General features: G+C 42.7%; 8 protein-coding genes and 1 pseudogene. 4 read left to right on the forward strand and 5 right to left on the reverse strand.

The genetic code is table 11. The annotated features are described in order from the left end of the window. Positions 1-1410: pseudogene (locus GNF10_RS28415) on the forward strand (bifunctional DNA primase/helicase); the annotation flags it as partial. A gap of 62 nt (positions 1411-1472) precedes the next feature. Then, positions 1473-2606, forward strand: a complete 1134-nt coding sequence (locus tag GNF10_RS28420) for an IS630 family transposase (protein WP_221643476.1) — start codon at positions 1473-1475, stop codon at positions 2604-2606. A 188-nt stretch (positions 2607-2794) separates the two neighbouring features. On the opposite strand, the gene GNF10_RS28425 is transcribed toward GNF10_RS28420, so the two are convergent. The 4 genes from GNF10_RS28425 to GNF10_RS28440 all read right to left on the reverse strand — a co-directional run bounded on the left by GNF10_RS28425 (position 2795) and on the right by GNF10_RS28440 (position 9978). Beyond that, the gene (locus tag GNF10_RS28425) at positions 2795-3946 is read right to left on the reverse strand and encodes a tetratricopeptide repeat protein (RefSeq protein ID WP_185582464.1); all 1152 of its coding nucleotides are present in this window, start codon (positions 3944-3946) and stop codon (positions 2795-2797) included. Positions 3947-4141: 195 nt separating this feature from the next. Further along, the gene (locus GNF10_RS28430) at positions 4142-4597 is read right to left on the reverse strand and encodes a hypothetical protein (protein ID WP_221643477.1); all 456 of its coding nucleotides are present in this window, start codon (positions 4595-4597) and stop codon (positions 4142-4144) included. Between the two features lie 847 nt (positions 4598-5444). Continuing rightward, positions 5445-6023 carry an alpha/beta fold hydrolase gene (locus tag GNF10_RS28435; RefSeq protein WP_221643478.1) on the reverse strand — a complete coding sequence of 193 codons (579 nt, stop codon included), beginning with the start codon at positions 6021-6023 and terminating at the stop codon, positions 5445-5447. Between the two features lie 385 nt (positions 6024-6408). Then, entirely contained in the window at positions 6409-9978 is a 3570-nt protein-coding gene (locus GNF10_RS28440; RefSeq protein ID WP_185586315.1) for an NB-ARC domain-containing protein, read from the reverse strand. 162 nt (positions 9979-10140) lie between these two features. On the opposite strand from GNF10_RS28440, the gene psbA reads away from it, so the two are divergent. Continuing rightward, positions 10141-11223: a photosystem II q(b) protein gene (psbA, locus tag GNF10_RS28445; protein ID WP_185586316.1), complete on the forward strand. Its 1083-nt coding sequence runs from the start codon at positions 10141-10143 to the stop codon at positions 11221-11223. 799 nt (positions 11224-12022) lie between these two features. Then, the gene (locus GNF10_RS28450; protein ID WP_185586317.1) at positions 12023-13996 is read left to right on the forward strand and encodes a transglycosylase domain-containing protein; all 1974 of its coding nucleotides are present in this window, start codon (positions 12023-12025) and stop codon (positions 13994-13996) included. 177 nt (positions 13997-14173) lie between these two features. On the opposite strand, the gene GNF10_RS28455 is transcribed toward GNF10_RS28450, so the two are convergent. Further along, positions 14174-14761, reverse strand: a complete 588-nt coding sequence (locus tag GNF10_RS28455; protein WP_185586318.1) for a hypothetical protein — start codon at positions 14759-14761, stop codon at positions 14174-14176. Between the last annotated feature and the right edge of the window lie 317 nt (positions 14762-15078).

Raw genomic sequence — 15078 nt, forward strand, 5'->3', positions numbered from 1 at the left:
ACTCCCAGTCTCAGTTCAGGGGTTGACATTTCCAGCTATCATTTTGATGCCGTGTTTGGCGTGTTTCATGCTGTTTCGCAGTCGGCTACAGAATGCGCCCAGCAATTATGGCGGTATCGCCCAGATGTGCCGATGTATGTTTGGGTGGCCCCGCGCCCTCCCTTTGGTTACGCAGAAACCAATGCCCGTCGTATCAAGGAAAGGATTCTCCAGAAGAACGAGATGACTGCTTTTCTGATTCGCATTAACCGGGAAACCGGGAAACGTGGGGCAGAGAAAGACTGGGCATTGGATGCTAGCTGTCAGATTGAGGGACAAAGGAATTGGTCGATTAATAATCTTCGCTCTGATCTGCGATCGCTATTAGAGGAAATGGGGAATACGATTATTCCTTTGGGCGACGGTGGTAATGAAGCGACTTCGCGGTGGATGAAAGCGGCGGGTATTGCCATCGATGAGGAGCATTATCGCAAAGTTGCCAATGCCAAAGATATTGACAGGAGGACTTACACAAGTAGACAACATCAGGATTATCTCAAGCCGGAGGAGGTTTTGGAGTGTGAAAAGTTCCGCATACAGGATACTTACGGTATGAGCGTTACCCCGGAACTGGTTGAGCAAGATGACGGGGGACGCTTAATTAAAAAGATTGTCGCACTTGAAGCGATATTGCCCATACCAGGGGAAATGGTCACTGATGACCAGGGGCGAGAATTTATTCCACCGCCGGCTATTGTTGCCGAACGGGATAAATCGGAACGGGAGCGATTAGCCATTTGCACTGACTGGAGCAACCATTCTACTGCGTGGTTGATGCGTCATCGGCTGGGACTCAGGGCTGTGCTGATGGATCTGATGGCTGGGGTTGAGATTAAAGGGGACGAAGCGATGATTCAGGCTTTGGCTGAGTTCTCTAAGCGCAACGCATCTCACGTTAAAGGTATTCTCAATCTGACCATCCCGCTATCAGAGTCTCCGATGTGGATTTTAGGGCAGTATCTTTCACAACTGGGCTTGTCCACTGAATCGCGGCGACCAATGGAGGACGGACAGAGGGTTAGGTATTATCGGCTGAATACTTCTGATGTAGAGTTTATCCAGAAGGTGTTGGATTATCGGCAGAGGCAACGGGAGGATAGGGAAAGGAAGCGGCAAGAATCACTTGAGCTTCAGGCGGCACATAAAGCTAGAATGCAGTCTCAATATGGGATTAATGCTCCGTCCACACCCCCCCTTAATGAAGATGGAAGTAATAATTGGGGGGGTATGGACACAGATGCAGAACTCAGTGATTCTTGGTGGGATAAAGTTAAATATTATGCTCGGCTGGCGATTGAACGGGTTGAATACGGGGTTGATGCTGTGAAAGAATTACTTAGTACAAGTTTGCATAAATTCGTAGCGAATTGACAGGGGTAAATTGTTGACGGTAAGGTGGGCATACGTTAACTATTTTTCAAGCATTCGGTACTATGGCTGGTCGGCAAAAAACCTATAGGGTGGAACTGACAGAAGATGAAAAAAAACTGTTGCAGCAGCAAGCGAACGCCCGAAAAACAGGTCAAAGCAAAGTCAAACGCGCCAAAATAATACTTACAACTGCTGAAAATTCCGATTGGACGGATGTTCAAATTGCTCAAAACATCGGCTGTTCACAAGCCCTTGTTCGGAAATGGCGTAAACGTTGGTGTCAAACTCGTAGTCTAGAAGAAATGACACGTCCAGGTCGTCCTCGGATATTTGAAGCAATTATACGAGCAAAAGTTACTGCGATCGCTTGCAGCAAACCAACGGATTTTGATGTTCCCTTGGCGAGGTGGAGTTGTAGTGACATTGCGGCACATCTAGTCACACTAGGCATTGTAGTATCCATAGCGACTTCAACAGTCTGGCGATGGCTAAAATCTGAGCGAATAAAACCTTGGCGTTTTCATGCTTGGATGCATCGGATTGATGATAATTTTGCTGCAAAAGCAACCCCTGTACTTAAACTGTATGCTCAGGCAAAATTTTTAATTAAAGCCGGATTGTGGGTGGTATGTGTGGATGAAAAAACTTCCATCCAAGCACGATCCGGCTTACATCCAAATATTGGGGCAGGTGTCAAACAACCAGTTCATTTTGCAGCCAGATATGCCCGAAAAGGAGCAACACATCTTTTTGCGGCTTTGAGCGTTGCTGATGGTCTGATTTATGGTTGTTGTCGCCCAACAAAAACATTCCTTGATTTTCAAGGATTTCTTTTAGAGGTATTGATACCAGAAGCCATTCGTCGCGGTATGCGCCATATTTATTTAATCCTCGATAACGGCTCTACCCATGCCCCAAAACAATTACAGGCTTGGTTGAATCAGAAGCAAAAAGAAGACGGTTGGAATTTTACGGTGGAAGTGGTCTGGCTACCAAAATATGCTTCATGGTTAGATCAAATTGAAATTTGGTTCAGCATCTTACAACGTAAATTACTGACTCCAAATGATTTTCCTGACCTCAAGACCTTACAGCAACGTATAACTGATTTTATCGTCCGTCACAATGATTCAGCCCAACCAATCAAATGGTCATATACAGTAGCCCAGATGATGGAAAAATTCGCTACGAATTAATGCAAATCTGTACTTAGTACCCTAACCAGTGATGAGCGTTGCGGCGTGATGCTGGAGTTTGAGGATACAAGCCCTGACAAATTTGCTCAATTGGTCACAGATGCGCCGCAGTGGACTGAGTGGATGGGTTGACTTGTGACATTGCTATCACTCCCACAAAAATATTTTTTCAAGCGTAGATGTTTTGCCTAATCTGCTGAAATTCGCATCTGACAAGACTTGAGCAACGCTTGAAATTGTTTATTTGAACGAATCTTATCAAAATCTGAGTCAGTTTTCGCCATATCTTGGTATTCATTAGGACTCAGAGTAATCGCTTGTTGCAGGTTAAAGATTGCTTGCTCTACATGAAGCAATTGGGCATAACAGCAAGCCTTACCATAAAAACTGGTGGAGTCGTCTGGACAGATTTTGTCATATTGCTCATAACTGGTGAGAGCCTCTTGATAGCGTTTGAGAGTTAACAGTGTACTGGCTCGGTTATACCAAGCTTGTGGTAAATCTCTTTGAAATTCAAGGGAGCAGTCGAAGCAAGGAAGCGCTTCTTCAAATCGCTCCAAATCCATTAAAGCAATACCCCGATTACACCAAGCTTGGGGAAAATCATAATGGAATTCAATCGCGTGCTCGTAGGAAGCGATCGCCTCTTCAAAGCGTTCCAAGTCTATCAACAAATTACCTCGGTTATACCAAGCATCAGAGTTATCTCTTTGAAATTCAATCGCTTTATCGTAAGAAGCTATTGCTTCATCATAGCGCCCCAATTCATCCAAAGCAGACCCCCGATTCAGCCAAGCTACGCTCAAGTCGCCTTTAAGTTTCAGGGATTGCTCGGTGCTAGCAAGAGCATCTTCATAGCGTTCTAAACTTAATAAAGCAATGCTGCGAAAATACCAAGCCTCAGAGTCATCAGATTTTAATTTAACAGCATGATCGAGATTAGCAAGCGCCTCTGAAAAACGCTCTAAAGTTAATAAAGTCAAACCTCGATTTTCCCAAGCTTCATGCAAATCAGGCATGAGTTTCAAGGCTTGTTCAAACGCTTCGAGTGCTTCAAGGTTACGTCCTAAAAGCCTTAAAGCAATACCTCGATTGCACCAAGCTTCATGAGAGTTCGGCTGGAATACCAGCGCTTTAGCGCAAGCAGCCAGAGCCTCATCCAAGCGTCCTAAATTTAACAGCGCCCAACTGTGATTAACCCAGACTTGATAGTTGCCAGATTTTAGTTCATTGGCTCGTTCAAATGCTTCGATAGCCCTATCGAAACATCTTTTGTTTAAAAGTTCAACGCCCAAGTTAAACCAAACCTTGTCTATTTCTGGTTGAATTTCTAAAGACACAGTATCACTCTCCTTTTGTGGGGCTATATTTTCCTCATTATTTATAGAAGTTAGTTATAAGTAGCTCGGTGGAAATAATTATTGTTGGCATAAGGCAGTTCTTGCTAGGAGCAGAGTGAGAAAGGTTTGAGCCTTTTTTACTTTTATTTATACTATTTGTGCCATTTCTGAAAGCTGGCTTGGAATGGTTCTGTATCATCTTCTTTGGGCAATGAAGCCCAACCCAATCGCCGTCAATAATCCAAAGCTCAAAAGGGCATTTTCGCACAACGGTGATAAAGTCATCACATGATTGACATGAAGGATATCTTCGATAACGCCTGGAATGCTAAAGCCAACAATCACCGAATACACCCAGAACCACCAACGACCTGGCCCATTTCCACGACGGGAATAGTTACTAATCCATACTAAGATGCTTGCTAGCAAAGTCGTGCCATGCAGTCCGAGGCTCCGCCAGGGATTCGTGTAGGGGAGAGGAGATAAGTATATCCACCACACCCACAAGAACAGTGCTAATACCGCAACCAGACCCCAACTCAACCACGAAAACCACCGATTATTGTTATTCACGATCTGCACCCCAATTTCTTTATTCTCCCATTTTGTATGTGGAGAAATGAATGTCATTTCGATATAGTGTTGAAGCATTATATAGATTCACAACTCAAATACCAAATTCCTGAAAAACCTATAGCTTAAGCATTCTTTGTACGCAAAATAGCGTTGGCTCCTTCTACCAACAGTTAGTCTCCAAAATTGGCGTTGCTGATGGTGAGCCTTACTGGAATGGGTCTAAAGGGGCAGTGGCTCTTCTTTGGGTTAACTTTGCTGATGGGTGTAGGTCTGTAGTGTGCGATTGGCTAGAAGCGGTGTAGGTCAGAGTAGTACACTATTCCTTCAATTCCATTACTCCGAGTCGGTTATTGTGCAGATTCTGAGTTTGGGGCAAATAATCTCTTTTGCCAAGCCATTGAAAAAAACAATTGTGTGTTCGTTATCCCCTCCGTCTCTTAAAGTAAATCGTTTATGGATGCTCATCTTTTTCATCTCAGAGATGGTATTCTCAGAGAAATCCGATTCATGTCCACAGTTGCAACGAAAGGATGATGGAAACAGTTCTACTGCCATCTTGCACACTAGGATAGATCCCACCAAATGCTACCACACTCTATGGAACGGAACCTGGGTCATTATTATATAACAGTCTTTGCAAATAATCTGATACTGAACCATCCCAATAACATTTTACACATCTGCCATTGATGAATTCATGTGTGCATAATTCGTAACCATATAGTACATGAGCGCATTGTGGACACAAGGAACTCATCTTTGAGCTTTCTAAGGTATACAAGCTACTACATTCATCGCAGGTCTTAATTCGTGATTCATCCATAACTATCAGAAAATTGGCTACCAACTGAGGATGGCTTATAAACTGGTCATAAAATAACAGATGGGTATGGCATCTTCCAACTTCTCATTCTCCCGCAACTTATAGATGCGATCGCAAAGAGGAAGCGTGAAAATCGAGAGGCGTAGTTAGGTCTTTTTCTGACCATACTAGCAAACAAGGAGCTTGGATTTTTGGTAGTAGATGGCTGATATCTTCGTATAAAGAAATTAGCAATCCTTGAATGACATTTTTTGTATTAAATAACAAGTTATAGGAGAAAACCAAAGGAATATCAACTAATTTCAACCTGAGTCTTGGCAGAAACAGTTGAGCGGTCATTTCGATTGCCCTTCGCGGGATCATCTCCGGTATAGATGGCGTAGGAATTCCAGTACTATCTATCAGAATTACACTTCTGACTTTTTGTGGAACAAGTGTACATAAAGTAATAGCAATCCCGCCACCAAATGAGTGTCCTACTAGATGAAATTGTTGTAAATCTAAAGCTGACAAAAATGAAAGAAGAAATTTGCTATAGCTAACGTAATCAGGAATTAGACCAGAGTAACTCGATCTTGCAAAACTGGGCAAGTCAGGAGCAATTATAGTATGGTGCTGTGCTAGTAGTTCCAGCACTTCTTGATAAGGCTCAGTAGAGATTCCCCAGCCGTGTAGCAATAGGATGGGGTGGGGGTTGAACTCGAATCCAACTTACTTTGCTGATAAAAAATAGTGCAATCTTGTAAATCGACCTGATGATTAGTTAATTGAGAGTTCAAAACCACAACCTCATTTACCATAACTCGGTAAATTATTTCTACTGTTATATAACAGTAGCAAGCCCATAGGGTTGACGAAACTTTCTCAAGGCTGATATAGGTGTGGCTTATATAAAATCGAATTCGGAATTAATAAACTTAAACTAGTAGCACTTTCAAGAGAAAGAATCTGTTGCCTAATTTTGAAGAATTGGTATTACCGATCGCGGGGAAACCGCCGCATCATCTTCTGCAATGCCACAGCCTAACCATCTGGCAAATACACAACCTCGCCCGACATTTATTTAAGAACCTTCTGTTATAGCTCCTAGTGCCAAAAGTGATGATCGCACAGATTCCGTCAAACCGACGACCCCTGTAATATTCATGCCTTCATAAGGTCTAGGAGTTCTGAGAATTTTCAGACATTCACCTGTTTCGACATTCCATAAGCGGATGGTCTGGTCTTCACTGCTGCTAGCAAGAATTGGACTTTTAACCGGAGAATGGATAAATGCGATCGCAAAAATCCATCGTGTGTGTCCAATCAATACTTTCAAGCACTTCCCAGTTTTCATATCCCAAATTCTCACGGTTTGGTCGGTTCCTCCGCTTGCCAGCAGACAACCATCAGGACTGGCAGCACTGATCACAGCATCAGTATGTCCTTCCAAAGTTCTTAGACATTGGCAAGTCTTGAAATCCCAAATTTTGATGGTTGCATCTTGACTGCTACTGTGCAAGGTTTGCCCATCTGGACTAAATTTAGCTGACCACACACCGTTTGTGTGCCCACGAAAAATTTTCAAGCATTCGCCTGTAGCAACATCCCAAGCTCGAATTAGGGAATCTGCACAGCAACTAATTAGCATCTTGCCATCAGGACTATAAACAAGTGATGAGACAATATTAGTGTGATTACATAACACACCCAGGCAAACACCTGTCTTGACATCCCAAATCCGTACCTGCTTGTCGCTACCACTACTGGCTAAAGTTTGTCCATCAGGACTGTAGGTAACTGAAAGTAGCCAATTTCTATGACCCCGCAAGACTTGCAGGCATTCTCCTGTCTCTATGTCCCAAATTCTCACTGTTTCATCTGCACCGCCACTGGCAATGGTATTACCTTGGGGATGAAAAGCTACGGTTCGTACCCAATTAGTATGACCAGTAAAGGTTTTGATACACTTACCAGTATGAATATCCCATAATTTAACTGTTTGGTCTTCACCACTGGCTAAGACTTGGCTGCGGTCATTTTCATCAAGTGGAGAGGTCGCTAATGCCCACACACCACTACCATGTCCGCGAAAAGTTCGGAAACACTGTCCTGTATGAATATTCCAGAACTTAACAGTTTGGTTATCATCACTGGCAATCAAGGTTTTTCCATCTGGAGTGAATGTCAGCGATCGCACTGTGTGGGTGTGCCCTGACAAAGTTTTCACACATTCTCCAGTGTGAATGTCCCACAAGCGAATTGTTGTATCAGCACTCCCACTTGCTAAAGTTTTACCATCAGTACTACAACCTACACACCAGACATGGCCTGTATGACCTTGGAGAGTTTGCAAACACTGCATTGCTTCTAAATCCCAAATCCTCACAGTGCCATCAGCGCTACCACTTACCAGCATTTTTTCATCAGCATTAAATGCTACAGACCACACAATACCCGTGTGTGCTTGCAGTGTTTTCTGGCACTCACCTGTATTGACATGCCAAAGTTTGATAGTATGGTCGGCGCTACCACTTGCTAAAGTTTTACCATCTTTACTCAGAGCGATCGCCCAGATCCAATCTGTGTGTCCTTCAAGACTTTTCAGACATTCCCCTGTCTGAATATCCCATAATTTAACCGTTTGATCCATACCACCACTGGCAAGGACTGAATAGTTTTCTTGCCGAGCCTGGGCTACAGACCAAACAAAGCCTGTGTGCATCCTGAATACTTGTAAGCATCGACCTGTGAGATCCCATTGTTTAACAGTTTGGTCATCACTGCCACTAAATAAGGTTTGTCCATCGGCACTAAATACAATAGAACGCACCCAACCTGTGTGTGCTTCCCAGGTTAAGCATTGCTGTCCATCTGTTGTTTGCCATAGGGAAATTTGACCAAGGGTATCCCCGATTGCCAGAAGACTGCCATTTGGACTAACTGCTAGTGTAAAAGTATAGCTGAGATTTGCCGTAAAAGTAGATTTAGTTAAATCTGAGTACGCAAAGTTGCTTTGGTGTAAATTCACACCTTTTAAATCAGCTTGCCAAATCGTCAAACTAGAAAAGTTGCGATCGCTTAAATCCACTTGCAGCTGATGAAGTAAATTAATCGTGTTTCCGCCCACATAACCAGCATCCATTGGTTTTTTGCCGCGAAGTGATGCCAGAATTGTCATCAGTTGAGCTTCAATCCGATTTGCACTTCCGAACAAAGAAAGCAACTTTTTAATTACAGGGTTGAGAATTAAGTAAAGTTGAATTTCTTTGATATAGTCTTTCGCCGTTGCTTTCAGCAGTGCATGGCTTTTGAAAAGATAAGTTTTTTGAGTTTCAACTTCAACACAAACCTGTTGAATCAAACGACTAGTAATATACTCCATCAACACAGGCTGTAGTGTGAATAAAGCATTACCTTTTTCAATCAGGCTTCGTCTTTCTAAAGCTGACAATGCTTCTAGGAGTTGAGAAGATGTAACCAAGGATAATAAATCAGCTTGTATTTCTGAAAAATTTACAGGTTCGCGGTTGATCGCCAACCAATACATGACTGATTTTTCTAAAGCTGATAAACGTTGAAACTGTTGTTCGAGCAAATCTTGAATATCGCCGAAGACAACAGTGCCTTGAGCAAGAAAATTAGAAATGTTACTATCAAATAAATCCCGGATGGTCGTTGCTACAATCTTCAGTGCCAGTGGATTACCTCCATAGGATTGAATTAAAGTTTGCCATTCATTAACCGAGCCAATAAAGCTACCTTTGCAGCTAAAAATTGCTTGTCCATCAGCGATTGATAAACCAGATAATTGCATAGTTCTAACAGACAACTTTTCCCCCCCAAGTACCGCCACCTCTTTAGGCTTTTCTCGACTGGTCAGCACCAAGCAGCTTTGGTGGCGAAACTCACCAACTCGCTTAAAAAGTTCGCCATACCCCTCGTAACCAGAGCGATATTGACCTGTTCGACCCTCATTGCTGGTTAAGATTGTCTCTGCATTATCGAGAATTAGCAGACAGCGATGTTTTTGGAGATAGGTAAGCAGTCGAGAAATGCGAGCGCTGACAGATTCGGGTAAATCTCCCTGCTGTTGGTGAGAGAGAACTTGAATCAAGCTAGTGAGTAATGCTTCAATAGTGGGGGCATTATAAAGCGATCGCCATATAACATACTCAAAGTTTTCCTGAAGTTTCTCACTCAACTTCACAGATAAAGAAGTTTTACCAATTCCCCCAATCCCCAATAGTGCCACTAACCGACAACGATCTTGATTAATCCACTGCTCTAAGGTGGCAATTTCTTGGAAACGTCCGTAAAAAATCGAAACGTCGAGCGCTTCACCCCAGTCTTGATAAGTTTTTATGGGATTATCAGCCTTGATTTCTCCAGTATTCTTCTGACGATAACACCATCTTCTCAAAGACGAACGGAGGTTATCTTTAGTAACTTTCTCACCCATCGCCTTGGAGAGCATTTTCCAGAGTCGAAAGCCAACAATTTTGATGTAGTCGGCATCATAACCAAACTTTTCAGCAATCTCTGGATACGTTTTCTGTTCCCATGACTGTCGAAAAATAATTTCTTGCAAGTCATTTAGAGATGTTTTTTCCAGAATTATTTCAACAATGGCTAAAGCTTCTTCGACAGTCATTTACCCAGAGGTTGCTTACTAAAGTTAACTTCAACTTGTAACTTTGAATAACTATTAGTTACTGCAAAGATTTAGCAACTTTTTTAAGATGCTATCAGTTGTTGATTCCCAACGAACAACGACTTTAAATCATCAACAAAATCCTTGAAATTATTCTAAACTATGACTACTACCTTACAAAGACGCTCTAGCGCCAATGTCTGGGAGCGCTTCTGTGAGTGGATCACCAGCACTGATAACCGTCTATACATCGGTTGGTTCGGTGTCCTAATGATTCCCACCCTGCTAACAGCTACCACTTGCTTCATCATCGCCTTTATTGCTGCACCTCCCGTAGATATCGATGGTATCCGTGAGCCTGTTGCTGGTTCTTTGATTTATGGCAACAATATTATCTCTGGTGCGGTTGTTCCTTCTTCAAATGCCATCAGCTTACACTTCTACCCCATTTGGGAAGCAGCTTCTTTAGATGAGTGGCTTTACAACGGTGGGCCCTACCAGCTAGTAATCTTCCACTTCTTAATTGGTTGCGCTTGCTACATGGGGCGGCAATGGGAGTTGAGCTACCGCTTGGGAATGCGTCCCTGGATCTGTGTAGCTTATAGCGCTCCCTTGGCTTCTGCGACTGCTGTCTTCTTAATTTACCCCATTGGTCAAGGCTCTTTCTCTGATGGTATGCCTTTGGGTATTTCTGGAACCTTCAACTTTATGTTGGTGTTCCAAGCTGAACACAATATCCTAATGCATCCATTCCATCAGTTAGGTGTCATTGGTGTGTTTGGTGGTGCTTTAATTTCTGCGATGCATGGTTCTTTGGTGACTTCTACCTTAGTTCGTGAAACTAGCGAAACCGAATCTGCAAACTACGGCTATAAGTTCGGTCAAGAACAAGAAACCTACAACATCGTTGCGGCTCATGGCTATCTGGGACGGCTATTTTGGCAATATGTCAGCTTCCAAAACTCCCGATGGCTGCACTTTGTCTTAGCAGCTTTACCTGTGATTGGTATCTGGTTTACTGCTTTGGGTATCAGCACGATGGCATTTAACTTGAACGGATTCAACTTCAACCAGTCTGTCATCGACTCCCAAGGGCGCGTAATTAACACTTGGGCAGATGTGATTAACCGTGCCAACTTGGGTATGGAAGTAATGCATGAACGTAATGCTCACAACTTCCCTCTAGATTTGGCTGCGGGTGAAGCAGCGCCAGTAGCTTTAAATGCCCCTGCTATCCACGGCTAAGGTTTAACTGTCATTTTTTATAAGTGCTTATCCCGGCTTACTTTGTCGAAGCCGGGTTTTTTAACGTCTCCCTATCTGGGAAAGAGACTTTGAAATTATCTCTCCTTCTCCAAATTAATGAAGGATTCCAAGCATTCAAAACAACAGAATTCACTGTTAAAATACGACCAGTCCGCTCACTCAAACGGGACAAACAGCTTATAATTACTCAAATTTAAGTATTTAACTATAGCCGTTAACGTTCGCGAGAATCGTTTGGCTGATTGCTGGTAAAATAATCAATATGTTAATTCACCCTTTTGAATCTATCTTTTCTAACTTTTGTTAGAGGGTTATATTTTCAGAGCGATCACAATGGGTAGTTATTACCATAAGTAGTTATCACAACAAGTAGTTATATTTTCTTGTCAGGAGATTATATAAAAGCTTGATATCTGCTGCGATCACACTAATTCTCCGAAATACTTGTGTTGCAGTTTTTTCATAGAATCTCAAGCTGCACCTAGAAACCACAACTTATTGCAAAACAGCATTTTAAACGTCAGTACTTGGGTATTAGCTCAACAAGAGTGTGAGCAAAATCATGCAGCCACGAGAAGGTTGATATCGCGCTAATTGTTAGCTACTGCGGTCTTGGGTTCCCCCAAGTAAAGCTCAGTGGTGTAGTCGGTCCTTTAACTCAAAACTTAGCCACTCATCACGGGCTAAACGCCCGCTATCGCTAACGAAAGTCAGCGTTCTTCATGCGTTTAGTTAAATAAATTGTCATTGTAGCTATAACTGAGGAAATGAAATTGCCGTGTCTTCGTCAAAAACTTTTGAACAGGAACAAGCAGGAATTAAGACTTCACCTAGTTTCGAGTTTTGGAGACAAGTAGGTCTCGTTACTGGTGGTACTCTCTTATCAATTAATATGTTTGCAACTTCTATTATCGCTGGAGGAGTACTTGGTTTAGCCATTAGTTTCCATAATTTGCCACAGCTTAGACAAATACGGAACTTCTTACCAGCAGAAACAACTTATATATACGACATCAAAGGCAAGCATTTAGCAAGTATACATGGAGAAGCCAACAGAAAAATTGTACCCTTAGATAAAATTTCCCCAAATTTAAAACGAGCAGTCTTAGCCGGTGAAGATAATTATTTCTATAACCACCCTGGTATTGATCCAGGAGGTATTGGACGTGCTGCTTTAGTTAACTGGACAGCAGGTACTGTGAAGGAGGGTGGTTCTACCATCACTATGCAGTTAGTGAAAAATCTCTTTTTATCTCGCAAACGTGCTTTAACTCGCAAAATAGCAGAAGCTGTCTTAGCAATTCGCTTAGAGCAAATTTTCACTAAAGACCAGATTTTAGAAATGTACCTCAATCAAGTTTATTGGGGTCATAATAACTATGGTGTGGAAACAGCAGCACAGACATACTTTAATAAATCGGCAGAGAATTTGACTTTGGGTGAGTCAGCAATGATGGCGGCTGTAATCCAGGCTCCAGAACAATTTAGCCCTTTTGTGAACAAGAATTTGGCTATACAAAAACAAAGACAAGTACTCGGACGAATGCTGGAATTAAAATGGATTACCAAGCAAGAATATGATGATGCCCTCCAGCAAGAAATTAAACTTGGTAAAATTAAGTCATTTGAAGCTAGTATCTTTCCTGATGTCACCAATCCTGTAGCACAGGAACTAATTAAAAAGTTTGGGCGTGATGCAACTCTTAAAGGCGGAATGCGAGTGCAAACCACAGTAGCCAATGACTTGCAAATCATGGCAGAAGAAACTATCAAAAAGTGGCATAAAACTCTTGAAGGTCAAGGATTAAACAACAATCAAATGGCTTTAGTCGCAATTGACCCACGTACCCACTATATCAAAGCACTGGTGGGTGGTGTAGACTCGAAAAAGAGCGAATTTAACCGCGCAACTCAGGCTCAACGCCAACCTGGCTCTGCTTTTAAGCCGTTTGTTTACTATACTGCCTTTGCTAGTGGTAAGTTTACACCAAGTACAACGGTGCTTGATTCTCCTGTCAGTTACCCTGATGTGATGAATGGCTCGTACTCTCCACGCAATTACGATAATACCTTTAGGGGTGCAATGCTAATTCGTACTGCTTTAGCACTGTCTCGTAACGTTCCTGCGGTTAAGATTGGCAAAACTGTAGGAATAAATAAAATCATCGCCACTTGCCGTACCTTGGGAATCATGAGTCCGATGGAACCTGTAACTTCTTTGCCACTAGGTGCAATTGGTGTTACACCACTGGAATTGGCCAGCGCTTATGCGACTTTCGCTAATTATGGCTGGCGCTCACCTCCAACACTTATTGCTCGCGTTAGTGATAGTAGTGGCAATGTTTTACTGGATAATACTCCTAAGCCTAAGTTAGTTCTTGACCCTTGGGCATCAGCCAGCATTATAGACGTGATGCAATCGGTAGTTAAAGAAGGAACTGGTAAAGGAGCTGCTCTAGATCGCCCTGTTGCTGGCAAAACCGGGACAACTTCTTCAGAGAAGGATATTTGGTTTATTGGTACAGTGCCACAGCTAACAACTGCTATTTGGGTAGGCAGAGATGACAACAAACAATTAGCTCATGGTGCAACAGGAGGAGCAATGGTTACTCCTGTCTGGCGCGATTTTATGAACAAGGCGCTTAAAAATGTACCCATAGAAAACTTCAAACCCCCTTCTAAGTTTACTCGCCCTCAGCCCACTAAAAATATCAAGAACACTAAAAAACTTTCTAGAGAGGCAGTCCAGTAGAAGATATTGACAAAAAGTACAGTTTTTGCAGAGGCTAACTTGTAGGTGAACGCGATATCAGGAGTGCATAGCTATGCGTCCCCCTGTTTGGAATCCTCTCATCGAACTATCAGCAGCGTTTACGAACCCGTGCTTCACTTCTTACGGGGCGATCACCCCGGCTGTACAGCAAATTAATCAAACTGGGCGTTCGGCTAAATGCTTTAATCTCAAAAACTGCTGACGCATCATTAATAAGTCTCCCCACGGCAATACATAGCGTATCCATGACCAAAAGCAATTTCTGGGGTAACGAATATTACCTTTAAGCACAAGGCGACAAGCATCTGACGTTACTGGAAAAATTACATAGCTAGCAGCAATATCACCAAAAATAGAAATGGCTTGCTCATCATCTGTGACTATTGTGAGATGCCGATTTGCTTCAAATTCAACCAGTTGAAAAATGCCCATAAATTTTTGACCCACTACCACATTTTCCACACCTGGCAGCAGTTGCTCTGAACTGGGATGAGCAGGAATTGAGTCAGCTACCTGAAAAAATATACGTTCTAGGTGGTCAAGCCAATCATAACTGTAAGAGCCTACCTTCAGTTGGCATAACCATCGAAATAAAACTGGCGCTGGTGCTTGCACATCAATCGCTCGAAAATATGCTTCGTCAGCATTAGACATGTAGCGATCGCAAGGGAAAGACATCAATCGCTCTTCGGGTGTAGAACCCCAAGTATATGCAACGCTTCGTTCTGGATCGACGTTTATCATCGGTCATTTTCAGTGCATTCTAATTCCAGGATAGAAGCTTAAGCCATTGCTCGTCTCCACTCCAACAAAAAAACCCTGCGAAACTAACCTTACTTATCAAAACCGTTGGGGAGCGGAAAGGAAGCAGTGATCGCACCCCCCAAAGAGCGATGCCAACGTATGTAAACTACACACCCCCAACTTACTCGTAGTTACGTTTCTCGTTGTGTGGGTTGTTCGCACTGCTTACACACAAAGTTAAAAACGCGAGTATGAATTTCCCGTTTGTGCGCTCTGACGGTGTACTCTCGGACATCAATAGTTTTGCTGGGCATTGA

The sequence above is a fragment of the Nostoc sp. UCD121 genome, from assembly GCF_014222285.1.
In the GTDB taxonomy this organism is placed as follows: Bacteria; Cyanobacteriota; Cyanobacteriia; order Cyanobacteriales; family Nostocaceae; genus Nostoc.

Coding starts and splice junctions, on each gene's coding strand:
- GNF10_RS28420 (WP_221643476.1), top strand. CDS start 1,473: ATGGCTGGTCGGCAAAAAACCTATAGGGTGGAACTGACAGAAGATGAA.
- GNF10_RS28430 (WP_221643477.1), bottom strand. CDS start 4,597: ATGCTTCAACACTATATCGAAATGACATTCATTTCTCCACATACAAAA.
- GNF10_RS28440 (WP_185586315.1), bottom strand. CDS start 9,978: ATGACTGTCGAAGAAGCTTTAGCCATTGTTGAAATAATTCTGGAAAAA.
- psbA (WP_185586316.1), top strand. CDS start 10,141: ATGACTACTACCTTACAAAGACGCTCTAGCGCCAATGTCTGGGAGCGC.
- GNF10_RS28455 (WP_185586318.1), bottom strand. CDS start 14,761: ATGATAAACGTCGATCCAGAACGAAGCGTTGCATATACTTGGGGTTCT.